At 73.3% G+C, this 25,469-nt stretch carries 21 protein-coding genes and 2 pseudogenes; 13 read left to right on the top strand and 10 right to left on the bottom strand.

Annotated features, from left to right (window positions below; all coding sequences use genetic code 11):
- Window positions 1–474 precede the first annotated feature (474 nt).
- From ACFRCG_RS45320 to ACFRCG_RS45310, 3 genes are all read left to right on the top strand, one after another.
- Window positions 475–1,113, top strand: a complete 639-nt coding sequence (locus ACFRCG_RS45320) for a TetR family transcriptional regulator (RefSeq protein ID WP_380042522.1) — start codon at window positions 475–477, stop codon at window positions 1,111–1,113.
- Window positions 1,114–1,145: 32 nt separating this feature from the next.
- Window positions 1,146–3,224 (top strand): HelD family protein, encoded by a 2,079-nt coding sequence (locus tag ACFRCG_RS45315; RefSeq protein ID WP_380042519.1) that lies wholly within the window; start codon window positions 1,146–1,148, stop codon window positions 3,222–3,224.
- 122 nt (window positions 3,225–3,346) lie between these two features.
- A complete protein-coding gene (locus ACFRCG_RS45310; protein WP_380042518.1) occupies window positions 3,347–4,009 on the top strand; it encodes an SGNH/GDSL hydrolase family protein in 663 nt (220 codons plus the stop codon).
- 214 nt (window positions 4,010–4,223) lie between these two features.
- On the opposite strand, the gene ACFRCG_RS45305 is transcribed toward ACFRCG_RS45310, so the two are convergent.
- Window positions 4,224–5,015: a maleylpyruvate isomerase family mycothiol-dependent enzyme gene (locus ACFRCG_RS45305; RefSeq protein WP_380042517.1), complete on the bottom strand. Its 792-nt coding sequence runs from the start codon at window positions 5,013–5,015 to the stop codon at window positions 4,224–4,226.
- A gap of 681 nt (window positions 5,016–5,696) precedes the next feature.
- Between ACFRCG_RS45305 and ACFRCG_RS45300 the strand changes: the two genes are divergently transcribed.
- Window positions 5,697–5,990: a type B 50S ribosomal protein L31 gene (locus tag ACFRCG_RS45300; RefSeq protein WP_380042516.1), complete on the top strand. Its 294-nt coding sequence runs from the start codon at window positions 5,697–5,699 to the stop codon at window positions 5,988–5,990.
- Window positions 5,991–6,217: 227 nt separating this feature from the next.
- Window positions 6,218–7,075, top strand: a complete 858-nt coding sequence (locus ACFRCG_RS45295) for an SAM-dependent methyltransferase (protein ID WP_380042515.1) — start codon at window positions 6,218–6,220, stop codon at window positions 7,073–7,075.
- 80 nt (window positions 7,076–7,155) lie between these two features.
- Here ACFRCG_RS45295 and ACFRCG_RS45290 read toward each other — a convergent pair whose 3' ends face one another.
- From ACFRCG_RS45290 to ACFRCG_RS45275, 4 genes and pseudogenes are all read right to left on the bottom strand, one after another.
- Window positions 7,156–8,052, bottom strand: coding sequence for a Gfo/Idh/MocA family protein (locus ACFRCG_RS45290; protein WP_380042514.1), 897 nt, complete (start codon window positions 8,050–8,052; stop codon window positions 7,156–7,158).
- A gap of 203 nt (window positions 8,053–8,255) precedes the next feature.
- Window positions 8,256–8,744 carry a DUF1203 domain-containing protein gene (locus ACFRCG_RS45285; RefSeq protein ID WP_380042513.1) on the bottom strand — a complete coding sequence of 163 codons (489 nt, stop codon included), beginning with the start codon at window positions 8,742–8,744 and terminating at the stop codon, window positions 8,256–8,258.
- Window positions 8,745–8,832: 88 nt separating this feature from the next.
- Window positions 8,833–9,626 (bottom strand): annotated as a pseudogene (locus ACFRCG_RS45280) (enoyl-CoA hydratase-related protein).
- Window positions 9,623–10,483: a hypothetical protein gene (locus ACFRCG_RS45275; RefSeq protein WP_380042512.1), complete on the bottom strand. Its 861-nt coding sequence runs from the start codon at window positions 10,481–10,483 to the stop codon at window positions 9,623–9,625. The pseudogene ACFRCG_RS45280 and the gene ACFRCG_RS45275 overlap by 4 nt, the downstream one beginning before the upstream one ends.
- 168 nt (window positions 10,484–10,651) lie before the next feature.
- Between ACFRCG_RS45275 and ACFRCG_RS45270 the strand changes: the two genes are divergently transcribed.
- From ACFRCG_RS45270 to ACFRCG_RS45255, 4 genes are all read left to right on the top strand, one after another.
- Window positions 10,652–12,112 carry a PLP-dependent aminotransferase family protein gene (locus ACFRCG_RS45270; RefSeq protein ID WP_380042511.1) on the top strand — a complete coding sequence of 487 codons (1,461 nt, stop codon included), beginning with the start codon at window positions 10,652–10,654 and terminating at the stop codon, window positions 12,110–12,112.
- Between the two features lie 82 nt (window positions 12,113–12,194).
- Window positions 12,195–13,184: an aldo/keto reductase gene (locus tag ACFRCG_RS45265; RefSeq protein WP_380042521.1), complete on the top strand. Its 990-nt coding sequence runs from the start codon at window positions 12,195–12,197 to the stop codon at window positions 13,182–13,184.
- 171 nt (window positions 13,185–13,355) lie between these two features.
- Complete coding sequence (locus tag ACFRCG_RS45260) at window positions 13,356–14,060, top strand: TetR/AcrR family transcriptional regulator (RefSeq protein WP_380042510.1); 705 nt, start codon at window positions 13,356–13,358, stop codon at window positions 14,058–14,060.
- A gap of 226 nt (window positions 14,061–14,286) precedes the next feature.
- Window positions 14,287–15,822: an MFS transporter gene (locus ACFRCG_RS45255; RefSeq protein ID WP_380042509.1), complete on the top strand. Its 1,536-nt coding sequence runs from the start codon at window positions 14,287–14,289 to the stop codon at window positions 15,820–15,822.
- Between the two features lie 105 nt (window positions 15,823–15,927).
- Here ACFRCG_RS45255 and ACFRCG_RS45250 read toward each other — a convergent pair whose 3' ends face one another.
- A complete protein-coding gene (locus tag ACFRCG_RS45250; protein WP_380042508.1) occupies window positions 15,928–16,101 on the bottom strand; it encodes a hypothetical protein in 174 nt (57 codons plus the stop codon).
- A gap of 71 nt (window positions 16,102–16,172) precedes the next feature.
- On the opposite strand from ACFRCG_RS45250, the gene ACFRCG_RS45245 reads away from it, so the two are divergent.
- Window positions 16,173–17,042, top strand: a complete 870-nt coding sequence (locus ACFRCG_RS45245) for an ABC transporter ATP-binding protein (RefSeq protein ID WP_380042507.1) — start codon at window positions 16,173–16,175, stop codon at window positions 17,040–17,042.
- The gene (locus ACFRCG_RS45240; protein WP_380042506.1) at window positions 17,042–19,585 is read left to right on the top strand and encodes an FtsX-like permease family protein; all 2,544 of its coding nucleotides are present in this window, start codon (window positions 17,042–17,044) and stop codon (window positions 19,583–19,585) included. Before ACFRCG_RS45245 ends, ACFRCG_RS45240 begins: the two co-directional genes overlap by 1 nt.
- A gap of 125 nt (window positions 19,586–19,710) precedes the next feature.
- Here the strand turns inward: ACFRCG_RS45240 and ACFRCG_RS45235 are convergent.
- Window positions 19,711–20,745, bottom strand: a pseudogene (locus tag ACFRCG_RS45235) (AsnC family transcriptional regulator); the annotation flags it as partial.
- Here ACFRCG_RS45235 and ACFRCG_RS45230 point away from each other — a divergent pair.
- A complete protein-coding gene (locus tag ACFRCG_RS45230) occupies window positions 20,744–22,183 on the top strand; it encodes a UbiD family decarboxylase (RefSeq protein WP_380042505.1) in 1,440 nt (479 codons plus the stop codon). The pseudogene ACFRCG_RS45235 and the gene ACFRCG_RS45230 sit on opposite strands and share 2 nt — an antisense overlap.
- 29 nt (window positions 22,184–22,212) lie before the next feature.
- Entirely contained in the window at window positions 22,213–22,821 is a 609-nt protein-coding gene (locus ACFRCG_RS45225) for a UbiX family flavin prenyltransferase (protein ID WP_380042504.1), read from the top strand.
- Between the two features lie 48 nt (window positions 22,822–22,869).
- Here ACFRCG_RS45225 and ACFRCG_RS45220 read toward each other — a convergent pair whose 3' ends face one another.
- The 3 genes from ACFRCG_RS45220 to ACFRCG_RS45210 form a co-directional block, all read right to left on the bottom strand.
- Window positions 22,870–24,093, bottom strand: a complete 1,224-nt coding sequence (locus ACFRCG_RS45220) for a beta-propeller fold lactonase family protein (protein WP_380042503.1) — start codon at window positions 24,091–24,093, stop codon at window positions 22,870–22,872.
- Window positions 24,093–24,899: a polysaccharide deacetylase family protein gene (locus ACFRCG_RS45215; RefSeq protein ID WP_380042520.1), complete on the bottom strand. Its 807-nt coding sequence runs from the start codon at window positions 24,897–24,899 to the stop codon at window positions 24,093–24,095. The genes ACFRCG_RS45220 and ACFRCG_RS45215 overlap by 1 nt, the downstream gene beginning before the upstream one ends.
- 234 nt (window positions 24,900–25,133) lie before the next feature.
- Window positions 25,134–25,400, bottom strand: a complete 267-nt coding sequence (locus ACFRCG_RS45210; RefSeq protein WP_380042502.1) for a hypothetical protein — start codon at window positions 25,398–25,400, stop codon at window positions 25,134–25,136.
- Between the last annotated feature and the right edge of the window lie 69 nt (window positions 25,401–25,469).

Below are 25,469 nucleotides of genomic sequence, written 5' to 3'. Positions count from 1 at the left end.
CGCCCCCCCGCCCGTCCGCCCCCGCCGGAGCGCAGCGGAGGAGAATCACTTCGCCTCCTCCCCGGTGGCGGCTTTGCCCGGTCGCGGGCCCGACCCGACGCGGTCCGGTCCTCACGACCATGGCCGAGTTTCGGGCGGGCTGCCGGGTTCGTGGCTGCCGGGCGGAGTGGTTTCTCCTCCGCTGCGCTCCGTCGGGGGCGGAAGGGCGGGAGGGCGTTGCCGCTGCGCGGCGCCGGGTTCCGGTTCCGCTGCGCTCCACCGGGGCGTAGTGGGTTGCGGCTCCGCTTCGCTCCACCGCCGCTGCCGTCGTTGCGCTTGGCCACTGCCCGTTTTGCTTGGCTGTCCCCGCTGGGCTCGGCCGTCGCCGTCGTCGTGCTCTGTCGCTGCTCGCTGGGCTCGGCTGTTGCCGTCGGCTTGTTTTGGCGGCTGTGGTGGCTCTCTGGTTGGGGGGTGTGGTCACGTATTGTGACGGGGATGGGTGGTGGTGTTGTGGGGCTTCGGGAGATGAAGCGGGCTCGGTTGGTGGGGGCTATTTCGGATGCCGCCATCGGGCTGTTTGTGGCTCGGGGGTTCGATGCGGTGTCGGTGGCCGAGGTCGCGGCCGTGGTCGAGGTGTCCAAGCCGACGCTTTTTCGGTATTTCCCGACCAAGGAAGACCTTGTGCTGCATCGGTTCGCCGATCATCAGGACGAGGCCGGGCGGGTTGTGGCGGGGCGGCCGACGGGTGTTTCTCCGTTGACGGCGCTGCGGCTGCATTTTGTGGCCGGGCTGGAGCGGTTCGATCCGGTGACCGGGCTCTGTGACGCGCCGGAGGTGTTGGCGTTTCATCGGCTGTTGTACGGGACGCCGAGTCTGGTGGCGCGGCTGCTCGCGTATACCGATCGCGCCGAACACGGGCTGGCCGGTGCGCTGGGCGGGCCGGATCCGTTGGAGGCGCTGTTGGCGGCCGGGCAGATCGTCACCGTCCAGCGCATCCTGGCGCGGGAGAACTGGCGTCGGATCGCCGAGGGGGAGCGGGCGGCGGCGCTGCTTCCGGAGGCCCGTGCGGCGGCCGAGGGGGCGTTCGATCGGCTGGCCGGGGGGTTGACTCGGCTGGCAAGTGTTACTGAGTAACATATTTGACTGGGTTGCATTATCCTGGGTGTATGACGTCCCTCGATGCCGAACTCGTCAGTGAGCGCTCCCACCACGAGGCCTGCCGCGCGGTGATGGCCGCGATGGTCGAGGGCGCGGCCGAACACGTCGTCACCGGTGAGGACGTCTCGGCGTCCGGCGCCGATGCCGAGGCGCTGGGCTACACGTTGCGCAGCCGGGCCCGGGAGATGGCCGAACTCCCGGAGACGCCGTTGTTCTTCGGCCGGCTCGACTTCGCCGAGTCCGGGGCGGCCGGTGAGCACCGGGGTGGCCGGTACCACATCGGGCGGCGCCGCATCGGCGTCGATCCGACCGTCCCGCCCCTGGTCGTCGACTGGCGCGCGCCGATCTCCCGGGCCTTCTACCGGGCGAGTGTCCGCGACCCGCAGGGCGTCGCGGTCCGGCGTCGCTTCGGCTGGGCGCCGCGTAGCGCCGGCGCCGCCGAGGACCTGACCAGCTTCGAGGACGAACACCTGGATACCCGCCCCGACCCGGGTGACGGCCATCCCGCGAGTGCTCCCGGCACGATCCTGGCCGGCGAACTCAACCGGCCCCGCGTCGGGCCGATGCGCGACATCGTCGCCACCATCCAGCCGGAACAGGACGACCTGGTCCGCCGGGCCCTGACCGCGTCCATCTGCGTCCAGGGCGCACCCGGCACCGGCAAGACCGCCGTCGGGCTGCACCGTGCGGCCTTTCTTCTGTACACCCACCCCCGGCGCATCCAACGCGGCGGGCTGTTGATCGTCGGGCCCAACCGGGCCTTCCTGCACTACATCTCCGAGGTGCTGCCCGCGCTCGGCGAGACCGGGATCCGCCAGGCCACGATCGACGACGAGGTCGGCCGGCATACGATCCGGGCCCGGGACGAGCCGGCCGCCGAGGTGGTCAAGCACGACGCGCGCATGGCGATCGTGCTGCGCCGCGCGCTGTACGCCCGGGTCGCCGTGCCGACCGAGCCGGTGGTGATCCCGGACGGCTCCTACCGGCGCCGCATCCCGCTGGAGGAACTGGCCCGCATCGTCGAGCGGGTGCGCGCCGAGGACACCCCCTACGAGGTCGGCCGGGAGCGGGTCCGGGCCCGCGCGGTGCGGGTGCTGCAACTGCAGGCCGAGCGCAACTCCGGGCCGCCGACGGGGGAATGGCTGCGCCGGATGGGCCGGGCCAGGGGCCTCGCCGCGTTCGTCGACGGCTCCTGGCCGAAGGCCGGGCCCGAGCAGGTGCTGGCCGAACTGCTGACCGACCCGCACACCCTGGCGCGGGCCGCCGACGGCGTGCTCACCCCCGCCGAGCAGCAGGCCATCCGCTGGACCAGGCCGCCGCGCTCGGCCAAGAGCGCCCGCTGGTCGGCCGCCGACCTGGTGCTGCTCGACGAGGTCGCCGGGCTGATCGAGCGGCCCGATACCTACGGCCACGTCGTGGTCGACGAGGCCCAGGACCTGTCCCCGATGCAGTGCCGCGCCCTCGCCCGGCGGATCGGCTCCGGCTCGGTGACCGTGCTCGGCGACCTGGCCCAGGGCACCACCCCCTGGGCCGCGCGCACCTGGCCCGACCTGCTCGTCCACCTGGGCCGCCCCGACGCCGAGGTGGCCCCGCTGACCGTCGGCTTCCGCGTCCCGGCGGTGATCGTGGACCTGGCCAACCGACTCCTGGGCGCCTTGGACGTGGACGTACCGGCGGCCCGATCGTTGCGCCGCGACGGCGAGTTGACCATCCGTGAGGTCGCCGACCCGGCGCCTGCCACGGTCGCGGCCGTACGCGCCGCACTCGCCCGCGAGGGCTCGATCGGGGTGATCGCCGCCGATACCGGGACCGAGGCGCTGCGCGCGGCCCTGACCGCCGCCGGCATCGCCACGACCACCGCCGACGCACCGGACCCGACCGGCGTCGTCCGGGTGACCGTGTTGCCCGCCACGCTCGCCAAGGGCCTGGAGTACGACCACGTCGTGGTGGTCGAGCCGGCCGCGATCGTGGCCGCCGAGGCGCGCGGCGCGGGCCGGCTGTACGTGGCGCTGACCCGGGCCGTGTCGCGACTGGACATCGTGCACGCCCAACCGCTGCCCCGGGTGCTGCGGGCCGCCTTGGAGTGACACACGGTGGCCGCGGCGCCACCCGTTCGCGGTAGCCGGGCGGGCGGCGGGCGGGCGGCCAACCTAGCGTGTGGGAGGGAACCGTCCCCGGACACGGCCGGTGATCGACCCGGGAGGCCACGATGTCGGGCGCGACGCACGAGGTGCCGGTGATGATCGCCGGCGACGCGATCGGACACGTCGGCGGTGGCGCCCGGACCTGGCGATATCGGCTCTGGCGGCATCTGCGCGCCCACGATGTGCGGCTCGACCTGGTCGGCTCCGACGACCCCCTCGACGACATCCGGGCCGAGGTCGCCGAGCATCGGCCGGACTATCTGCTGGTCCTGCTCGGCGTCGACGAACTGCGCCGGCCGGCGATCGATCCGGGCCGCTTCGAGGCCGATCTGCGGGCCTCCATCGCCGACGCCCGCCGCGCCAATCCGAACCTGCGGATCGTGCTCGGCCACGTCCTGCCCACGCACCACGCGGGTCCCGACCCGGAGTTCGCCGCCCGCGCGGCCGGCTACAACACCCGCATCGACGCGATCGCCGCCGACCTGGACACCGCCGACTCGCCGATCGTGGTGGCCGGCACCGACGCCGAGTTCGACGCGGGCGACCACACCGCCGACGGCCTGCACCCCAACCCGGCGGGCGAGGTCCGCATCGCGGCGGCCTTCGCCGACGCCCTCGCCGACCGCTTCCACCTGGGCGCCCACTACCCGCGCCCCCTCCCGCGAGCGGCCGGCGGCGCCACGGGCCCGCGCCCCCACCGCGACCGGGCGGACCACGACCCGGAGTAGAGCCCTCGACGGGCCGCCCACGACCGCCCGCCCCGCAGCCCCATCCGCCCCCGACCGGTCCAGCGCCACTCCGCCGGTCGGGGGATCAGTCGTGCGAAAGCCGTGTCGCCGCGCCGGGTTCGCTGCCCAGCCTTCGCTGGGTGAGCGGGTACACGACGCTGTGTTGCGATCCACCGGGACCGGCGCCGGCGGCCGGCATCGGGGGCGTGTGCGCCTACAGGGCCGGCACGAGGGTGAAGTAGCGGTCGAGTACGGCCCGGTCGCCGGTCGCGGTCAGGTGGTCGGCCGGGATGCGCTGCCACAGGAAAAGCATCAGGTCCGAGGCGGTGCCGACCAGTTCGACGTCGGCGGTGCCCGGGGCGTCGAGGTGGACCGCGTCGCCGTCGAAGCGCACGGACCACGTCTCCGGGCCGTCCGTACGTCGGAAGCGCAGGTGCTCCCCGGTTCCCGGCGCGGCCTCCCTCCGCTCTCGTCGGGCCGGCGCCATCACCTCGAAGTTCTGCCGGATCGCGTCGACGGCCAATTCGGCCGCGATCGGCGCGGCGGGGCCGAGGGCGTTCTCGGCGTCCCAGCGGTGCACCGCCGCCTCGATGGTCTGCATGCGCACCCAGAAGTCGACGGTCTGCTCCTCGGACCAGGTCCAGACCGCGGTCTCGCCGGGGGTGTCGGCGAACGCCGCGCCCAACGCGCTCGCGCCGTCGGCGAACCAGTCGACCAGGCCGACCGGCAGTGGCCCGGGGGTGGGCGCCTTGCCGGGGATCGGCCAGCCGTCGCGCTCGTCGGGCAGGTGGTACACCGACGCGTCGGCGTGCTCCGGGATCGTGGTGAGCCGGCCCGCCACCACCGCCGTCACGAGGCGATGCACGGCGCCGAGGTGGCCGACCAGATCGGTGACGGTCCACTCCGGGCAGGACGGTACGAATGGGGCCTCCCCCGCACCGAGAACCCGCCGCGCGGCAACTTCGAAGGCCCGCACCTCGTGCCGGAAATACGCGAGACGATCCATCGCGCCATTATCGTCCGACAGGCGCGCCGCCCAGCGATTTCGCCGATTCCGGTCGACACACCGCACCGGCACGATGACACCGCGCGGCCCCCTCCCCGCACCCGCTCCCCGACGACGCCCACCGCGCCGGATACGCCCAGCCACCCCAGCGCGCTGCGCCACCCCGCCGCCAAGGCGCGCCCGCCCCCGAGCCACCCCGTGCGCCGACGGGTTGCGTCGACGGGTCGCGTCGACGCGTGCGCCCCGCCGTCAGGGCGCGCCCGCCCCGACCGGTTGCGTCGACCCGTGCGCTCCGCTGCCTGGGTGTGTCTCGCCCCCGAGCCGCGTCGTGCGCCGACGGGTTGCGTCGACGCGTGCGTTCCGCCGCCAGGGTGTGTCTCGCCCCCGACCGGTTGTGTCAACCCGTGCGCCCCGCCGCCTGGGTGCGCTCCGCCGTCAGGGCGCGCCCGCCCCCCTCGAACCGCGCGCTCCGTCGCCAGGGTGTGTGTTGGGCTGTATGGGGGTGTGGTCTTGTGGGGGGTGGGTCTTTGGTGACGCCGGCGTGGGTGGTGGGCGTTCGGGGGGTGTCGGAAGAAGTTCGGGGTGACGTGTGTTGGCGCGGTGGCGGATCGGGAAACGGCCCGGTCCGGGGTCTCGTCCACCGACCCGTCCCGTCGACCCCGATCACTTCGAGGAGCAGCCATGAAGCAGGACAAGCACCCCGCCTACGGCCCGGTGGTCTTTCGGGACCGCTCCGCCGGATACGCGTTCCTGACCAAGTCCACCGCGGTCAGCGAGCAGACCATCGAGTGGGACGACGGCAACACCTATCCGGTCATCGACGTGGAGATCTCCTCGAAGAGCCATCCCTTCTACACCGGCAACGCCCGCCCGGTGGACCCCGAGGGCGAGATCGCCAAGTTCGAGCGCCGCTACGGCGATCGGCACGCCGGCGGCGACGGCGATGGCGGCGACGGTGGGAGCGGTACCGGGTGACCCGTCGCGGATGAGGGATCGGATCCGGCCGGGACTCCGCGCCGGTCGAGGGGGGTTCGCGGGTCCCGCGTACCGACTGCCGCTCGCCGCAGGTGAGTTGGTCGGCCGCGTCGGGACCGCGCGACCCCGGGGTTGGTCCTTGTTCCTGGCAACGAAACGGCAAGATCACCAATAGGCTTACCGCCAACGGGAACCCCTCATTCCTCCCCCGATGGACGGAGCCCCTCATGACAGACGACGCGCAGGCGACCGGCATACCCTCGGCCGACGGTGCGGACGGCCCCGACGACGGCTGGCGGCCGGTCGGCATCGACATCTCGACGCCCAGCATCGCCCGGGTCTACGACGCGGTGCTCGGCGGCAAGGACAACTATCCGGTCGACCGCGCGATCGCCGAGGCGTCGCTGGCGATCGTCGCGGAGATCGGCGACGTCGCCCGATACAACCGGGCGATACTCGGGCGCGCGGTGCGGTTCATGGCCGAACAGGGCATCCGCCAGTTCCTCGACCTCGGGTCCGGCCTGCCGACCGTGCAGAACACCCACCAGGTGGCCCAGGCGCACTCGCCCGAGGCCCACGTGGTCTACGTGGACAAGGACCCGATCGTGCTGGCGCACGGCCGCGCCCTGCTCGCCGAGAACGAGTACACCACGGTGGTCACCGCCGACCTGCGCGAGCCGGCCGACATCCTGAACCACCCGGACGTGCGCGCGCTGATCGACTTCGACCAGCCGGTCGGCCTGATGCTGGTCGGCGTGGTGCACCACCTCAACGACGACGAGGGCCCGGAGCGCATCGTCGAGGAGTACAAGGCGGCGCTCCCGGCCGGCAGCTTCCTGTTCCTCACCCACTTCTGCGCCTCCAGCCCGGACGCGTTGGCGCTGGAGAAGGCGCTGCTCACCGACCTGGGCTCGGGCCGGTTCCGCACCCTGGAGGAGATCACCGCCTACTTCGACGGCTTCGAGTCGATCGATCCGGGCGTGGTCTTCCTGCCGCAGTGGCGACCCGAGGAGCCGGTCCAGGAGCCGCTGACGGTCGGTCAGCGCCTGATGGCCGGCGGCATCGCCCGCAAGCCGACGGCCTGATCCCGCCCGCCCACGCCGAGGCCGCCCGCGGCGGGGCGGCCCCGACGGGCATCGACGGAGTACGTCGCGGCGCGTGTACGTCAGCGTGCCGCGGCGAGTTGTTCCTCGGCGCGGGCGATGATCCCCTGGAGGTACAACCCGCGACGCACATCGCACACGTGTTCGCCGCCGTCGCGGACCAGCGCCGCGAACTCGGCCCGCAGCACCGCGAAGGCGGACGCCTCGATCGCCGCGCTCAGGTCGAGCGTGACGGCCTCCGCCGAGCCGAACACCTCCAGGTCGTACCGGTGGCCGCCGCGCGCGGTGCAACACAGCACCAGTTGGGAGACCGCGCCGCCGGCGTGCCGCAGTTGCAGCGCGGTCCAGCCGGCACCGGGCGTCTCGGCGCGTACGTCCACGATCTCGCCGAGCGCCACGCTCGTCAGGTCGAAGGCGTGCGGACCCACGTCGAGGATCGCCCCTCGGGCCTGCCGCCACGGCGAGGCCGCGAACGGGCCGTCCAGGAACGCGCCCGTGACGCAGGCGAGTCGACCGCCCCGCCACGGCGTCTCGACGCTCTCCAGATGGGCCAGGAACTCCCGCACACGCGGCGCGTAGCGGGCGCTCAGCGCGACCATCGAGCCGACCCCCGCCTCGCCGATCACGTCGGCCAGTCGGCGCGCGGTGTCGAGGTCGGCCGCGATCGGCTTCTCCAGGAGCACCGCCTTGCCCGCCCGGGCGGCCCGCTCGGCCAACGCGGGCTGCGCCTCGGGGGCGACCGCGAAGACCACCGCCTCGCACCGGTCCAACAACTCGTCGAACTCCGCCCACGCCGCGGCCCCGTGCGCCCGGGCCAGCGTCTCGGCCGCCTCGGGCCGGCGTGCCCACACCGCGGCGAGCCGGGTCTCCGGACCGGCCGCGAACACCGGCGCGTGGACCGAACTCGCCCACGGCCCGGCCCCGACCAGTCCCACCGCGACCTGCTCGACCATCGTCATCGCCTCCGCTACGATCCCTGCCCACCCCGCCGGGCGAGCGTACCGGCGCGCGCCGCGGCCGGCCGGGACCGGCGCGACGGGGGGCGGCCTCGGCTGCGGGCCGGTCCGGCGGCACCGCGCCGCCCGACACCGCGCCGAGATCCGCCGCACGGGCCCATCCGCGGGGGCGGTCGGGCGAATACTCGCCGGCTCCGATCGGCCGCTCAGCCGTTCGTGCGGGTCACGCCGAACATGTAGCAGCCGTAGCCGATGTTGCGGCTGTGGATCAGGACCACCTCGGGGTCGGCGAGCATCTCGGCCAGGACCGGTTCCGGCGCGTCGCCCTCGTACACACGCGTGGCGGGGTGGATCCGGCCGTGCTCGTCGTAGGCGCGGAAGACCTGGGGGCGCGAGCGCCACTGGGCCGGATAGCCGGTGTCGGCCGGGCCGGCACAGGGCGCGGCGTGTGCGAAGACGGCGCCGATCTCGCGGTACGGGCTTGTCGGCAGCGGGGGTTCGTAGCCGAACAGGATCAACTCCTCGCCCGGTTCGGCCTCGCGCAGGCAACAGCGCAGCGGATGGCCGCTCTTCGCGATGTGGGTCTCGATCGCATTGCCCGATACGTCCAGCCCGGTGGCACGCACGTCGGCGAGGAGGTCGGCGGGAATCGGACGCACGACGAAGGTCGACGCGGGGTTCGTGGTGGTGGTCATGTCCCCAAGCCTGCGCCGCCGGCACGGGCGATGCCGGCGGCATTCGGACACCGCGTTCCGGCGGGCGGCGGGGTCACGGGCCGCGGGTTCACGAGCGGCGGGGGCGGTCGCGGAAGCGGGCCAGGCCGTTCGAGACACCCTCCGTCGGCGCCGTGACCGCGAACCAAGCCGCCTCGACCGCCAGACCCTCGTCGATCGGCAGGCCGATTCCCCGGGTGACCGCGGCCAGGCACGCGTGCACCACGCTCGCCGAGTGGCGGATGATCCGCTCGGCCAGGGCGTTCGCCTCGTCGAGCAGGTCGGCGGCCGGCACCACCCGGTTGACCAGGCCGAGTTCGGCGGCGCGGGCCGCGTCGATCGGGTCGCCCGTCAGGATCATTTCCAGGCCGCGCTTGCGGCCGACGTGTCGCGGCAGCCGCTGCGAACCGCCGAACGGCGGCGGGAATCCGAGGCCGATCTCCGGCTTGGCGAAGGTGGCGTGCGTCGCGGCCAGGGCCAGGGGAGCGGCCTCGGTGACCTCGCACCTCCGCCGTAGGCGAGGCCGTTGACCGCCGCGATGATCGGCTTGGGGAACTCCTCGATGCGCCGGGTCAGTCCCTGGCCCCGGCGGACGATCTCGCGCAGCGCACGATCCACGCCGCCGGCGATGCTGCCCGCGAGGTCGGTGATGTCGGCGCCGGCGCTGAACGCCCGCTCGCCGGCGCCGGTCAGGACGACGGCCCGCTGTGTGTCGTCGGCCTCCACCGCGTCCAGCGCCGCGGCGAGCGCGTCGATGGTGGCGTAGTCGAGCGCGTTGAGCTTGTCCGGGCGGTCGATGGTCAACGTGGTGATCGCGCCGTCGCGGGCCACGCGCAGGGTCGGCTCGATGACAGTGGCGCTCATGGGCGGGGTGCTCCGATCGGGTTGGGTACGGGGATCACGCCGCGGTCCACCAGGTGCCGGGCCAGCGGCGTTGCCAGTCGGATCGCCTCCTCGACGCCTGCCGCGCCGAGCCGGGTGACCGGGTCGGCTGCCAGGCGGTCGGTGGCGTGTTCGAGGTCGCGGCGCAGCGTGCCGCCGCTTCGGGTGAGTCGAAAGTCGCGGTCGAGCAGGCCCTTGGCGACCAGGCGCCGCCGGGCCGTCTCCCATTGCGCGTCGGTCCAGCCCCGGGTGCTCTGCAGCAACTCGCGCGGGACATTGCCGGTGGCGGCGTGGGTCAGCCCGGCTTCGAGGCCGGTGAGGCCGGCGTGCGCGACCGCGATCACGTGGCCGTCGCCGCGGTGTTCGCGCAGCACCGTACTCGCCAGCCACAACCGGCCGAGCAGACCGTCGGGACGCGGTACACCCGACCACGCGGCGGCCAGCGCCCGGCCCTCGTGGCCGCAGCCCTCGACGGCGGTCTCCAGGAGTTCGGTCAACTGTTCCAGGTGCCGCGCGCCCACCGGCGGCAACACCCGGGACAGCGCCGTCTCCATCGCGCCGAGCCGGGTGTCCAACACCTTCTCGGGCGTCGTGTATGCCCACGCGTCGGGCAGCGCGCGGGCCACGCGGGCGGGCGCGAAGGCGAAGCACAGCGCGCTCGCCTCGGGGGCGCGGATCGGGCCGAGCGGGGCCAGGCGGCCCGCGAAGTAGCCCATCCACCAGCCGATCAGGCCGAGCGCACGGGCCGCCTCGGCCGGTTCGGGCGCGAAGTAGGCGACCGCGTGCACGGGTTCGATCGCCTCCCAGAACCGCCGGGCGAGGGTGGGGGTGGGGGACAACGGCGGGGCCTTTCGTCGGAAGCCGGAAGCCGGGAGCGGGACACGGGTCGGGGGTCAGGGCTCTGCCGACACGGGTCGGCGGGCACGGATCGGGCGACCCACGAGCCGCCCGCCGTGCCGACCAGCGTGCCCGTTGTCGAGTGCCCGAGACAGTGCCAATCTGACCGAATGGACCAGGATCCCGAATGGTGGGTACGGATCGCCCTGGACGAGTGGCGCTCCCGTACCGGACCGCGCCACCGGCGGATCACCGAGGCGCTGGCCGAGGCGATCGAGCGCGGCGTCGCCGGGACCGGCACCCGGTTGCCCGCCGAACGCCCGCTCGCGGACGCCCTCGGGGTCGGCCGCGGCACCGTGGTGCGCGCCTACGAGACGCTGGCCGAGGCCGGCCTGGTGTCCCGTCGCCAGGGCGCCGGCACCTTTGTCGAACGCCGGCCCGGATGGAGCCGGCCCGCCGTCGCCGCGCCCGTCCGCCGCCTGGTCGCCGACGACGAGGTGGTGGACCTGTCCCGGTCCGTACCGGCCGGCACCGGCCACCTGCCGCCGGTGGACGACACGATCGCGCTGTCCGGTCGGGACGGCCACGGGCGCCATCCCGGCGGCCTGCCCGAGTTGCGCGAGGCCCTGGCCGCGCACCTGACCGCGCACCTGGACCTGCCGACCACCGCCGAGCAGGTGATCGTGACCGCCGGCGCGCGACACGCGTTGTCCCTGGTGATCGCGGCGCTGGTGGTGCCCGGCCGCCCGGTACTCACCGGCTGCCCGACCACCCCCGGCCTCGCGGCCTCCGTCACGGCCGCCGGGGGCCGCCCGATCGGCATCGGCGTGGACCCCGGCGGCCTGGACGTTTCCGCCGTCGATCGAGCCGCCGCCCGCCTGCACGCACCGCTGATCCTGGTCGCCTCTCCCGCCCACGACCCGACCGGCGCCCCGCTGTCCGCCCCCCGCCGCCGAGCCCTGCTCGCGCTGGCCCGCACGAGAAACGCGATCCTCCTCGAAAACCTCTCCGAAGCCGCTCTGGACCTCCCCGCTCCTCGCGACAACCTCCCCACGCCTGCCGACGACCTCCCCACACCCCCCGCCGACCGCCTCGCCCCCCTCGCCGCCGCCGATGACGCGGTGATCGCCGTCGGGTCGATGTCGAAGATGTTCTGGGCCGGGTTGGGGGTCGGATGGCTTCGGGTGCCGGACGCGCTTCGGGGTTACCTCGCGCAGACCGCCACGGCCGCCGCCGTGGCGCCGAGTGTGCCCGCGCAGGTGGTGGCCGCCCGGCTGCTGCGCGCCGCCGATGCCCGCTGGCAGGAGGGGCTGCGCCGGACCCTGGCCGAGCGCCGCGACCTGCTGCTCGCTCTGGTGGCCGAGCAGTTGCCCGCCTGGCGGGTGACCGCGCCGCGCGCCGGCCTGTCGATGTGGGCCGAGTTGCCGGTCGCGGACAGTACGACCTTCGTACACCTGGCCGCACGCTACGGCGTCCTGGTCGCCCCCGGCGCCGCCGCGTGTGTCGACGGCCGCCATCACCACGGCGTACGGCTGTCCTTCGCCGAGTCGGCCGACACCCTGGAAACCGCCGTCGACCGGCTGACCGCCGCCTGGGAGGAACACACCCGCCGACTGGCGGCAGGACGCTGACCGAAGGGGTGGTTGCCCCCGTCCGCGCCTGGGCAGCGACAAGGACATGACCTCCACCACGACCTCCGCCGCCACGCCCGAAATGCCCTACACACGGCTCGGGCGTACCGGGCTGACCGTCGGCCGGCTGGCCCTCGGCACGATGAACTTCGGTCCGGCCACCGACGAAGACGACAGCGGCCGGATCATGGACGCCGCGCTCGACGCCGGTATCAACCTCTTCGACACCGCCGACGTCTACGGCCGCGACCAGGTCGCCGGCACCGGCGCCCGCGGCGCGACCGAGGAGATAGTCGGCCGCTGGCTGGCCCGGGGCGACCACCGTGACCGCGTCGTGCTGGCCACGAAGGTCTACGGCTCGTGGGGCGAGTGGCCCAACTCCGGCGGCCTGAACGCCCGGCACATCCGCCGCGCCTGCGAGGACAGCCTGCGCCGGCTGGGCACCGACCACATCGACCTCTACCAGATGCACCACATCGACCGCCGGGTGCCGTGGGAGGAGTTGTGGCAGGCCATGGACCTGCTGGTCGCCCAGGGCAAGGTGCTCTACGTCGGCTCGTCCAACTTCGCCGGCTGGCATCTCGCGCAGGCCCAGGAGACCGCCGCCCGGCGGCCCACGCTGGGCCTGGTCAGCGAGCAGTGCCTGTACAACCTGGCCCAGCGCGCCGCCGAGGCCGAGGTGCTGCCGGCCGCGCGGGCGTACGGGATCGGCGTCCTGCCGTGGTCGCCGCTCCAGGGCGGCCTGCTCGGCGGCGTCCTGGCCGCGGAGCGCGACGGCGACCGACACCGCCGCGGCGCCGGCCGGGTCACCGCACAGCTCGCGGAGCGGCGCGACCAGGTGCGGGCGTACGAGAACCTGTGCGCCGAGATCGGCGTCCCGCCGGGCGACGTCGCCCTGGCCTGGCTGCTCACCCGCCCCGAGGTGACCGCGCCGATCGTCGGCCCCCGTACGCTCGGCCAGCTGGAGTCGGCGCTGCGCGCGCTGCGGGTCGAACTGGACGCCGACACCCTGGCCGAACTCGACCGGATCTTCCCCGGCCCCGGGCCTTCTCCGGAGTCTTTTGCCTGGTAGGAGGCCGATGAGAGAGTGATCGCGGGCCCGATCGAGACGGTGTGACGCAGGTTACAGAGCCTCTCGAAATATCCGGGGACTTCCTGTCCGTTTAACCGAGCGGATCGACAATCGGGGAATCACTCCCCGGTTACCCGTCGGGGAACGGCAGACAGGGGAAGGAGCCGGGTCATGGGCAGCACACTCGCCGACCGCGTCAGCGTCATCGACGTCGTCGAGGATCGGGGTCCGAAGCTTCGCGCCGATGCCCGACGCAATCGCGAGCGGATCATCGCCGCGGCCCGCGAGATGTACGTCGAACACGGCGCCGAGGTGCCGTTCGACGAGGTCGCGCGGCGCGCGGGGGTCGGCAACGCGACCCTGTACCGCCACTTCGCCGACCGCGGCGAACTCGCCCACCGGGTGATCCTCTCCGTCCTGGAGCGCATCACCGAGCACGGCGAGCGCGCCGCGGCCGAGGAGTCGCGGGCCTTCACGGCCCTGCGACGCTTCGCGCACGCCGCGACGGAGGAGCGGATCGGGGCGCTGTGCACGCTGATGTCCGACACCGTGGACAAGGCGCACCCCGAGTTGATCGCGGCCCGGAACCGCCTGGAGGACCTGGTCGAGTCGTTGATGGCACGCGCTCGCGCCGAGGGCCTGCTGCGCACCGACATCGGCTCGGGCGACCTGCTGGTCGCGATCACCCAACTCACCCGACCGCTGCCCGGGATGGGCGGCTGCGTGGCGAACGACGCCTTCGCGCACCGGCACCTCGACGTGCTGCTCGACGGCCTGCGCGTACCGGATCCCACTCCGCTCTCCGGCGCCGTCGTGACGATCCGAGACCTGGACCACCTGAAGAAGGAGGGCGAGGCCCGGCCGACCCGGTCCTGACGTGCCCCAGCGACTTCCGCGTGTCCCCGACCGCCTCGTGTCCGCCCCGCGGCCGCGTACCGACGACCTCTTTTCGTGAGCGCGTACCGACAGCGACCGCTCGCGTGAGCACGTACCGATAACGAACCTCGCACCTGCCGCTCGCCTCCTCCGCGCGAGCGAGGGCGCGCACCGTCCATTTCGCGACGCCCACCGTCGCGTCACACCCCCAAGAGTGAGTACCTCCATGTCTCAAACCGCTCCGGCCGTGTCCGCCGCCCCCGATTCCAGGCGCTGGAAAGCGCTCATCTTCATCGCGATCGCCCAGCTGATGGTCGTCCTCGACGGCACCATCGTGAACATCGCGCTGCCGTCCGCCCAGACCGATCTGGGCATCTCCGACGGCAACAAACAATGGGTGATCACCGCGTACGCCCTCGCCTTCGGCGGCCTGCTGCTGTTCGGCGGCCGGATCGCCGACCTGTGGGGCCGGCGCCGTACCTTCATCGTCGGCCTGATCGGCTTCGCCGCGGCCTCCGCGCTGGGCGGCATAGCCCAGAACGCCGGCCTGCTCCTGGGTGCTCGCGCGCTCCAGGGCGTCTTCGGCGCGCTGCTCGCGCCGTCCGCGCTGTCCCTGCTCGCGGTGATGTTCACCGACGCCAAGGAACGTGCCAAGGCGTTCGGCATCTTCGGCGCGATCGCCGGTGGTGGTGGCGCGGTCGGCCTGATCCTGGGCGGCGTGCTCACCGAGTACATGAACTGGCGCTGGACGTTCTTCGTCAACATCCCGTTCGCCGTGGTCGCCGCGACCGGTGCGGTCATGGTCATCCGTGAGCCCGCCGGCGCCCGCAACCGTTCGCCGCTGGACATCCCCGGCGTACTGCTGTCCTCGCTCGGACTGGGCACCCTGGTGTACGCCTTCACCCGCGCCGAGAGCCACGGCTGGGGCGCGGGCAGCACGATCGGCCTGTTCGTCGCCGCCGCGGTGCTCCTCTTGGCGTTCGTCGCCGTCGAGGCGCGGGTCAAGGCCCCGCTGCTGCCGCTGCGGGTGGTCGCCGAGCGCAACCGGGCCGGCATCTACCTCTCGCTCGGCCTCGCGATCATCGCGATGTTCGGCATGTTCCTGTTCCTCACCTACTACCTCCAGATCGTCAAGGGCTTCTCGCCGGTCAAGACCGGCCTGGCGTTCCTGCCGATGATCGCGGGCATGATCACCGGCTCCACCCAGATCGGCGCGCGGCTGATGACCCGGGTGCCGGCCCGACTGCTGATGGGTCCGGGCTTCCTGACCGCGGGCATCGGCATGCTGCTGCTCACCCGGATCGAGGTCGGCAGCTCCTACGCCGGGCTGATCCTGCCCGCGCAGATCCTGCTCGGCCTGGGCATGGGTACCGCGTTCATGCCGGCGATGAGCCTGGCCACCTACGGTGTGCAGCCTCGGGACGCGGGCGTCGCCTCGGCGATGGTCAACACCTCGCAGCAGGTCGGCGGCGCGATCGGTACGGCGCTGCTGAACACCATCGCGGCCAGTGCGACCACGTCCTACGTGGCCTCGCACGCGGTCGGCTCCGGCGGCCTGGAGCAGCTGAAGATGCAGGCCATGGTGCACGGCTTCGCCACCGCGATCTGGTGGGCGGTCGGGATCCTGGCGCTGGCGTCGGCGATCGCGTTCACGTTCATCACCGTCGGGCACGGCGACAGCAAGCCGGTCGCGTCGGGCGGCAAGGACGGGGAGACGGACGCGGACGCGGACGAGATCGCGGTGCCGGTGCTGGTGCACTGATCGCGCGGTACGTGAGCCGCGGTACGTAGCGGAGGGCCCCATCGCCGAATCGGCGGTGGGGCCCTCGTCGTTCGTGCGGGCGAGCCCTACCGGGTCGGGCGTTCGTCACGCGGCGGCGGTGCCGTCGTCGAAGGCGATGTGGTCGCCGGCGTCCCGGACCGAGACCATCGGCCGGTGCCCCGTCGCGGCGGGGGTGGCCGGGGTCGGGGCGGGTTGGTACAGCTCACGGGCCTTTGGGGGTGGGGGCAGGCCCACCCCCGTTCGGCCCGCCTCCCCCATGTTCGCGGGCTCCTCGTCTCCGTAGCGTCGTGGACATCGAATCCGATGTTCGTTTCTTTGTGGGAGGCACCATGTTCGGGCGAGGCAAGCGAGGCGACCGACGGGCGCGGACGGGACCCGTCGTACCTCCGCGCCCGGACCACGACACGTTCGGCACGCCGCCGCACCCGTTGCACACCCCCCGCGCCCACACCTCCGCCGTCCGGCTCGAAGCCGTCGCCAAGGCGTACGGGCGCGGTGCCGAGGCGGTGCACGCGCTGCGCGGGGTCGACCTCGACATCCCCCGGGGCACCTTCACCGCCGTCATGGGCCCCTCCGGCTCCGGGAAGAGCACCTTCCTGCACTGCGCCGCCGGGCTCGACAAGCCCGACTCGGGGCGGGTACTGCTGGGGGACGACGACCTCACCGCGATGAACGAGAACCAGCTCACCCGGCTGCGCCGGACCCGGCTCGGCTTCGTGTTCCAGGCGTTCAACCTGCTGCCGTCGCTGACCGTGGAGAAGAACGTACTGCTCCCGCTGCGCCTCGCGGGGCAGCGGCCCGAACGCGGCCGGGCCGCCGAGGTGTTGGCGATGGTCGGACTGCACGAGCACGCCGGCCGCCGACCCGCGCAGCTGTCCGGCGGCCAGCAGCAGCGCGTCGCCATCGCCCGCGCGCTGGTCACCCGGCCCGACGTGCTGTTCGCCGACGAGCCGACCGGCGCCCTCGACACCACGACCGCCGCCGAGGTGCTGGCGCTGCTGCGCCGGGCCGTCGACGACACCGGCGCCACCGTCGTGATGGTCACCCACGACCCGGTCGCCGCCTCCTACGCGGACCGGGTCGTCTTCCTGGCCGAGGGCAACCTCGCCGGCCACCTCCACGCGCCCACCCCCGAGGCGGTCGCGGCCCGGATGGTCGGCCTGTCCCAGCCCGCCCGCGCCCAGGGGCGGGCCGCCTGATGGGCCGTCCCAACGGGCTCGCCCGCACCTCCGTACGCTTTCGGCCCGCCTCGTTCGCCGGCTCCTTCGTCGCCCTGCTGTTCGCCGCCATGCTCGTCACGATGTGCGGGATCTTCCTGGAAAGCGGAATCCGCGCCCACGTACCGGCCGGCCGCTACGCCGACACCCCGATCGTGGTCGCCGGGCCGACCACCACGAGCAAGACCTTCGGCAGCGGCGAGGACAAGGAGAACGTGAAGGTCGCGCTGCCCGAGCGGGCCCGCGTCGACGCCGCGCTCGCCGCCCGGATCGCGGCCGTACCCGGTGTCGCCACGGTCCTGCCCGACCTGACCTTCCCCGCGCAGACCCCCACCGCCGTACTCGACGCACACCCCTGGTCCGCCACCCGCCTGGCCGGCACCCCGCACGACGGCGCCGCGCCGCGGCCCGGCGAAGCGGTACTGACCACCGAGGCCGCGCAGCGGATCGGCGCCGGCGCGACCGCCGGCGGCACGGTCCGGGTGACCACGCCCGCCGGCGAGGTCCCGCTGCGCGTGTCGGCCGTACTCCCCGGCACCGGCGCCCGGCTCTACGTCGCCGACACCGAGGCCGCGCGCCTGGCGGGCAACCCCGACAAGGTGACCGCGTTCGGCGTACTGCTCGCCGACCACACCTCGACCGGCAAGGTCGCCGGCGAATTGCGCAAGGCGCTCGAGGGCACCGGCGCCGAGGTCCGCACCGGCGACGGGCGCGGCGAGGTGGAACACCCCGGCCTGGGCGACACCAAGGAACTGCTCATCGGCGTCGGCGCGTCCTTCGGCGGCATCGTCGCCGCGGTCGCCGTGTTCGTCGTGGCCGGCTCCACCTCGCTGTCCGTGGCCCAGCGGCGCCGCGACTTCGCCCTGCTGCGCGCGGTCGGCGCCACCCCCTGGCAGATCCGCCGGATGATCGCCACCGAGACCGCGATGGTCTCCCTGCTCGCGGGCCTGGCCGGCGTGCTCCCCGGGACGCTGCTCGCCCGCTGGTGGTTCGACACCATGGTCGGCCGCGGCATGATCGAGGACGGCGTCACCCTCGCCGTCGGCCCGGTCCCGATGCTGGTCGCGGTCGGCGCGGGTCTGCTCTCCGCGCTGCTCGCCGGCCTGATGGCGGCGCGCGCCAGTGCGCGGACCAAGCCGACCGAGGCGCTGGGTGAGGCGGGTGTCGAGCGGGCCCGGGTGGGCTGGGTCCGGCTGGTCCTGGGCCTCGTCGCGCTGGCCGGCGGTGGCGTACTCTCCGGCATCGCCATGAAGGCCACCGGCGACCAGGCCGTCGGCGCGGCGGGCGGCGTGATCATGCTGTTCATGCTCGGCGTCGGACTGCTCGGCCCGCTGATCGCCCACCTGTTCGTGTACGTGACCGGATTCCTCCTGCGCCTGTTCGGCGCCCCCGGCCGGCTCGCCTTCGACAACGCCCGCACCAACTCGCGCCGACTCGCCTCGGCGATCACCCCGATCACCCTCACCGTCGCCTTCGCGACCACGCTGATGTTCATGTTCGCCGCGCAGGACCACTACAGCGAGAAGCAGTCCAAGGCCGCGCTGACCGCCGACCGGGTGATCGGCGGACCCGGATTCCCGGCCGGCACCACCACCGAGATCGCCCGCGTGCCCGGGGTCGCCGCGGTGACCTCCGTACTGACCACCAATGTGGTCATGGCCGGCTCCGACGACCTGCAGAAGTATTCGACCCAGGGCATCGGCGGCACCGACACCGACCTGGCCCGGGTGCTCGACCTGGGGGTACGCGCGGGCAGCACCGACGCGCTGCGCCCCGGCGCCGCGCAGCCGCCCGGCGGCGCGGTGGCGATGGACCGGCTCACCGCCGACACGGTCAAGGCCCGGCTCGGCAAGCCGATCGAGATCCGGCTCGGCGACGGCACCCGGATCAAGCCGACCCTGGTCGCCACCTACGACCGCGGCCTCGGTACCGCCGCCGTCACCCTCCCGCGCGCGGCCGTGGAACACCACGTCGACGCCGCCCTGGACACCCGCCTGCTGGTACGCCTCGGCGACCGGGCCGACCCGGCCGCCGTGGATGCCGCGCTCGCCGAGGTCGCGCGGGCCCACCCCGACACCCGGATCTCCGACCGGGCCGGCTACGCCGCGGAACGCGACCGGGACCGCGAGACCAACAAGTGGACCAACCAGGTGATGCTGGTCATCCTCGCGGGCTTCGCGACCATCGCCGCGGTCAACACGATGATCGTGTCCACCGTCGCCCGGCGCCGCGAACTCGGCCTGATGCGGATGATCGGCAGCACCCGCACCCAGGTCCGCGCGGTCGTCCGCGGCGAGGCCGCCCTGGTCGGGGTGATCGGGCTCGCCCTCGGCCTGACCATCGCGATGATCACCCTCGTCCCGTTCGGCAAGGGCGCGTTCGGCGAGAGCACCCCCTACGTGCCGGTCCCGCTGCTGCTGGGAATCAGCGCCGCCGCTTTGCTCCTGGCACCGCTGTCGGTCGCCCCGATCACCCGACGGCTCCTGCGCGTCGAACCGATCGACGCGGTGGGCGCGAAGGAGTAGCCGGGGAAGCACACCGGCTGTTGGGGAGCGCCGAGCCCGGCGCTCCCCAACAGCCGTGTTCGGCGCTCTCCGGCCCGCGCTCCCCGCCCCCCCCCCCCCCCCCCCCCCACCCGCTTGACCGTGCGGATGACCGGCGCCGTCTCCACCGCGTCGATGCCCGGCAGCGCGCCGATCCGGTCGGCGAGGTAGTCGTACAGCGCCTCGTCGCCGGCGCACAGCACGGTGGCGTACAGGTTGGTGCGGCCCGTGGTCGCCGCCGCGTAGGCCACCTCGGGGTGGTCGGCGAGCGCGGCACCGGTGGCCGCCAGATACGCGGGGCGCACCGACATCCACATCGTGGTCGCCGTCGGATTGCCCAGCGGGCGCTCGTCCACCTCCAGGTCGAAGAACAACGCGCCGGCCCCACGCAGCTGCGCGATCCGGCGGCGCACCGTGGACTCGTGCCGGCGGACCTCGACGGCGAGCGCGGCGTGCGACGCGCGCCCGTCCCGGCCCAGCGCGGCGACCAGGGCGTGGTCGAACCCGCCCAACTCCACCGGCGCCGTCCAGGTGGTCGGCGGCGGGAACCCGGAGGCGAGCGCGTCCCGCTGAGCCCGGTCCAGGGCCGGTCGGCCGAGCACCCACGCGGGGCCGTCCCAGGAGGAGGGGCCGCCCTTGAACATGCGCAACAAACGATGCGCGTCGATCGAGAGCACCCGCCGCGCGGCCGGGATCCGGTCCAGGAGCAACGCGTCACGGTCCGCGTCGTCGGCGCCGGCCGCCACCAGGTGGCAGATGATCTCCGTCCCGCCCGAGGCCAGCCGGACCCAGCGGGTGTCCTCCCGCTCGGCCAACGCCCGGGCCAGCCCGAGCGCCGCGCTGGGCACGCACCGCAGCCGCAGCAGCCACACGGTCTGTCCCACCGGGCGGGGATTGAGCCGCCCGACCACCCGCAGCCCGGCCGTCTCGCGCAGCCGCGCGTAGTGCCGGGCGACCATCTGATCGGAGACGCCGAGCACCGAGGCGATCCGGCGCAAGGGCGCCCGTCCGTCGATTCTCAGTGCGTGGATCAGCTGCAGATCGAGGTATTCCACGTATCCGGAGTCTATCCTCGATGAAATCCGGCATCCGCGAGCAGGCTCGTTGCCGCCGCCCTCGGCCGCTTCGGATCCTCGTCCCATGAGCGCTTTCACGGATCTGCGGCACTACATCGAGCATCTGACCGAAACCCTCGGCTCCGACGAGGTCCGCCGCGTGGACGGCGCGGACCGGGACGCGGACATCGGCGGGATCACCGAGCTGATGGCGGAGCGTGAGGGGCCCGCGCTGCTGTTCGACAACATTCCGGGATTCCCGCCCGGGTACCGGGTGTTCACCAACTTCATGGGCACGGCGGCGCGGACCGCGGTGGCCCTGGGACTGGCGCCTGACACTCCGAAGCTGGACATCGTCCGGGCCTGGAAGGACCTGGCCGGGCGGCTGGAGCCGATCCCGCCGGTGCGGGTGGAGACCGGTGCGGTCCTGGAGAACGTACTGGTGGGCGACGACGTCGACCTCGGTGTCTTCCCCACGCCGCGGTGGCACGACGGTGACGGTGGTCGCTACATCGGCACGGCGTGCATGGTGATCACCCGCGACCCGGACACCGGCTGGGTCAACATCGGCACCTATCGGGCCTGCGTCCAGGGCCGGGATCGGCTGTCCCTGTGGATGCTGGGCAACCGGCACGCCCTGGCCATCGCGCGCAAGTACTGGGCGCGTGGGCAGACCTGCCCGATCGCCGTGGTGGTGGGCCAGGACCCGATCCTGTCCACCGCGGCGGCGATGGCGGCGCCCGCCGGGATGTCCGAGTACGACCTGGCCGGCGGGCTGCGCGGGCGCGGCGTGGAGGTGCTGCTGCCGCCGGGGAGCGAACTGCCGGTCCCGGCGCACGCGGAGATCGTGATCGAGGGCGAACTGCCGCCGGTCGAGGAGGAGTCGGTCCTGGAGGGCCCGTTCGGCGAGTGGACCGGCTACTACACGCACTCGGGTCGGGAGACCGTGGTGCGGGTGACCCGGATCCTGCACCGCGACGATCCGATCATCCTGGGCGCGCCGCCGATGTTGCCGACGGTGCCGGCCGGCGACCAGGCGGTCCCGCTCTACTCGGCGTCGGTGACGTGGGAGCACCTGGAGGCGTCCGGGGTGCAGAACGTCAAGGGCGTGTGGGCGTACGCCCGGCAGTTGATGATGGTCGTCTCGATCGAGCAGACCGGTGCGGGCGACGCGATGCACGCGCTGTTCGCCGCGCTGGGCCGCAAGCGCACCGGCGGTATGGAGCGCTACTTCGTGGTGGTCGACGAGGACATCGACATCACCGACATCAACCACGTGTTGTGGGCGATGTTCACCCGGGTCGACCCGACGGAGTCGATCCAGGTGTTGCGCGCCCCGACCACCGCGATCGACCCGCGCCTCGCGCCGGAGCGGCGGGAGGCGGGGGATCTGTCGATGGGCGTCGTGCTGATCGACGCGTGCAAACCCTTCGCCTGGAAGGACCGGTTCCCGGCGGCGAACCGCTTCGACGAGGCGACCCGCGAGGCGCTGCGTCGGCGCTGGAAGGGAGTCCTGCCCCTGTGACCAGCCCTCCGACTCCTCGGGAGCCCGCCGTGTCGACCGTTGCCCCCACCCGCCTCGTCGTCGGGATCACCGGCGCCACCGGCGCGCCGATCGCCGTTCGCCTTCTGGAGGTGTTGCGTGAGCTGCCGCAGGTGGAGACCCATCTCGTGCTCAGCCCCTGGGGCCGCACCACGATCGGGGTGGAGACCTCGTACCCGGTCCGCAAGGTCGTCGAACTCGCCGATGTCTCGTACCGGTTCGGCGAGTTGGGGGCGACCGTCTCGTCCGGGTCGTATCCGGTGTCGGGCATGGTCGTGGTCCCGTGCAGCATGAAGACGCTCGCGGCGATCCGGCACGGCCTCGCCGACAATCTGATCACCCGCGCGGCCGACGTCACGCTCAAGGAGCGCCGACCGCTGGTCCTGGTGCCCCGGGAGACGCCGCTGAGCGAGATCCATCTGGAGAACATGCTCGCCCTGGCCCGGATGGGTGCGCGGATCGTGCCGCCGATGCCGGCGTTCTACGACAACCCGGGCAGCGTCGCCGACATCGTCGACCACATCGTGATGCGGGTGCTGGACCAACTGGGGTTGCCCCCGGGGGAGACGGATCTCGCCGAACGGTGGCCGGGGCTGGGCGACGTGCGCGGTCGGGACTGACCCGGGGGCGGCGAGGTACGGGCACTCCTCGCCGCCTCCCGGGGGCGGTCAGCGGAAGACGCCGGTGTGGCCGAGCGAGTAGCGGCCCGGCTGCGGGTAGACGCACAGGCCGTGCGGGCCCACGCCGACCGGGATCCGGGCGAGCAGTTTCCCGTCGCCGGTGTCGATCGCGTACACCTCCGCGTTGTAGCGCCCGCTGAGCCACAACACCTTGCCGTCGGCGGACACCCCGCCCATGTCCGGGCTGCCGCCGCCGGGGAGTTCCCACTTGGCGGTCAGCGCGCCGGTGGCGAAATCGAGCACCGAGATCGAGCCCTCGCCCCGGTTGGAGATGTACAGGTTCTTCGAATCGCGGCTGGGGTACAGGCCGTGTGCGCCCTTGCCGGTGCGCAGCCGGGTCGGGGTGTCGAAGGTGTCGCCGTCGAGCACCCACACCCCGTCGGCCATCATGTCGGCGATGTACCAGGTCTTGCCGTCGGGGGAGATCTTGACGTCCTGCGGCATCGAGCCCGACAGCGGGATCTTCTGCTTGGCCACCACCTTCATCTCGGCGGTGTCGACCTTGAGCAGTTCGCCGGAGAACTCGCAGGAGACGATGAAGTACTTGCCGTCGGGGGAGAAGTCCGCGTGGTTGACACCCGCGCACTGGCTCGGCTCCGCCTTGACCACAGCCATCGTGTGCGCGTCGCGGAAGACCAACTGGCGGTCCATCGACGCCATCACGACCGCGTACTTGCCGTCCGGGGTGAAGTAGAGGTTGTACGGGTCGTCCACCGGCACCGGCGTGCCGGCCTTGCCGGTGGCCGGGTCGAGCGGGGTGAGCGTGTCGCCGAGGTCGTTGTTGACCCACAACGTCTTCAAGTCCCAGGAGGGCACCACGTGTTGCGGCTGGTGCCCGACCTTGATCGTCTCGATCACCTTGTAGGTGGCCGGGTCGATCACGCTCACCGTGTTCGACTCGGTGTTGGGTACGTACACCCGCGACGGGAAACCCTTGACCGCGTCGGCGAGCATGCCGGGGCGGTCGGCGGCGTACAGGTCGTGCGGGTCCAGCGGCGGCGGCATGCCGGGCAGGAGGTTGGCCGGTTCGGAGGCCGGCTGCGCGGGGACCGGGGCGGCCTCCACGGGTGCGGCGGAGGTCTTGACCGGTGCGGGCTTCGCCGTGGTGTCCGTCGACGACCCGCACGCGGCGGAGGCGACCAGACAGCAGCCGGCCAGGAACAGCGCGACGCGGCCGGGGCGGCGGCGGGTGGGGGAGAGGTGAGTGGTCATCAGGTGACGAGCTCCGACATCGTGACCGCCCGCAGTCCGCGGGTGCGTAGGCCGTCGAGGATGGCGGGCATCGCGGCTACGGTGCCCGGGTGTCCGAAGTGCAGGCTGACCACCGAACCGGGTCGCACCCCGTCGAGCACGGTGCGGGTGACGGCGGTGGGGCCTGGGTCGGTGAAATCCAGTGAGTCCAGGTCGTAGCCCAGGCAATGGGCGTATCCGGCGCGCCGGGCCTGGGCGGAGACGACGGGCGTACAGTCCTCGGCCCGGGAGGGCCGGAACCAGCGTCCGATCGAGCCGGTGAGCCGCCTGAGCCGGTCGGCGCAGTCGGTGATCTCGGCGTAGGTGCGTTCGGCGGACATCGCGGAGATGTCGCCGTGGTTCATCGTGTGGTTGCCCAGTTCGTGCCCACCGGCCAACACCCGCGCGGCCATGCGCGGTTGTTCGTCCAGCCACGACCCCACGGCCAGGACCGTCCCGCGCGCCCCGGCCGCCTCCAGGAGGCCGAGCAGCGAGTCGGCGCTCTCCGCACTGCCCTGACCATGGAAGGTCAGCGCCACGTTGGGCCGATCGGCGGGGCCGGAGGCGACGTGGAACGGCAGGTCGGCGGGCAACGGCGGCGGTTCGGGAGCGGCGCCGGTACGGGCGGTGGGGCCGGAAGGCCCGGTCGGAACCGGGGTGTTGCCACCGGGAGCGGCGGCGGGGGAGCGGGTCGCCGAGGGGTGGGAGTCGTCGCAGCCGCTCACGGCCGCGCCGAGCGCGGCCGCTCCGGCGAGACGTCGAAGCACGCTTCGGCGATCCAGAGGCATCACCCTCGCGACCTTACGGGCCGAAACCGGAAACGAACGGTATGTACACGTTCGATTACCTTACGTGTCGCAAGGCGTGGGTGCGGTAGGCGGGCGGTGTGCGGGGGTTGGGCGGTGGGGGTGGCGTGGGGCGGCGCCCGGCCGGAGCGTTCCGTGCGTTGCCGCCGGCCGGGCCGCGTACCGGACCCGGACCCGAGGTGGACGGCCTCGGGGTGGGTGGGGTCCGGCGGACGATCAGTCGTGCAGCTTGTGCAGCCAGAGGCCGACGCCCACGCCGTTGCCGGTCAACACGCACACGTGGTTGTCGAACTTGCCGCGATCGGCGTTCACCGCCGCGGTGCCCGCCTTGTTGCAGTTGTCGTAGGTCCAGTGCCAGGTCTGGTATTCCCAGCAGGGCTTGTGGTTGCTGTTGTTCGAACAGTTCGGTGCCGGCTCGGTGTCGGCCGGGCGGCTCGGTGCCGCGGGGGCGTCGCGCTCGGCGGCGGGGGGGCGGGTGAACACCGCCCCCACCCCCCCGCGCGCGGGCCGGGGGGGGGGACCCGCGGGCGCCGGGCGCGCGCCCCACTACGG

Origin of the sequence: Embleya sp. NPDC056575, from assembly GCF_042793325.1 — a bacterium.
Lineage (GTDB): Bacteria > Actinomycetota > Actinomycetes > Streptomycetales > Streptomycetaceae > Embleya.
The sequence above is the reverse complement of the archived record's forward strand: the minus strand, read 5'-3'. Positions and strand labels throughout refer to the sequence as shown.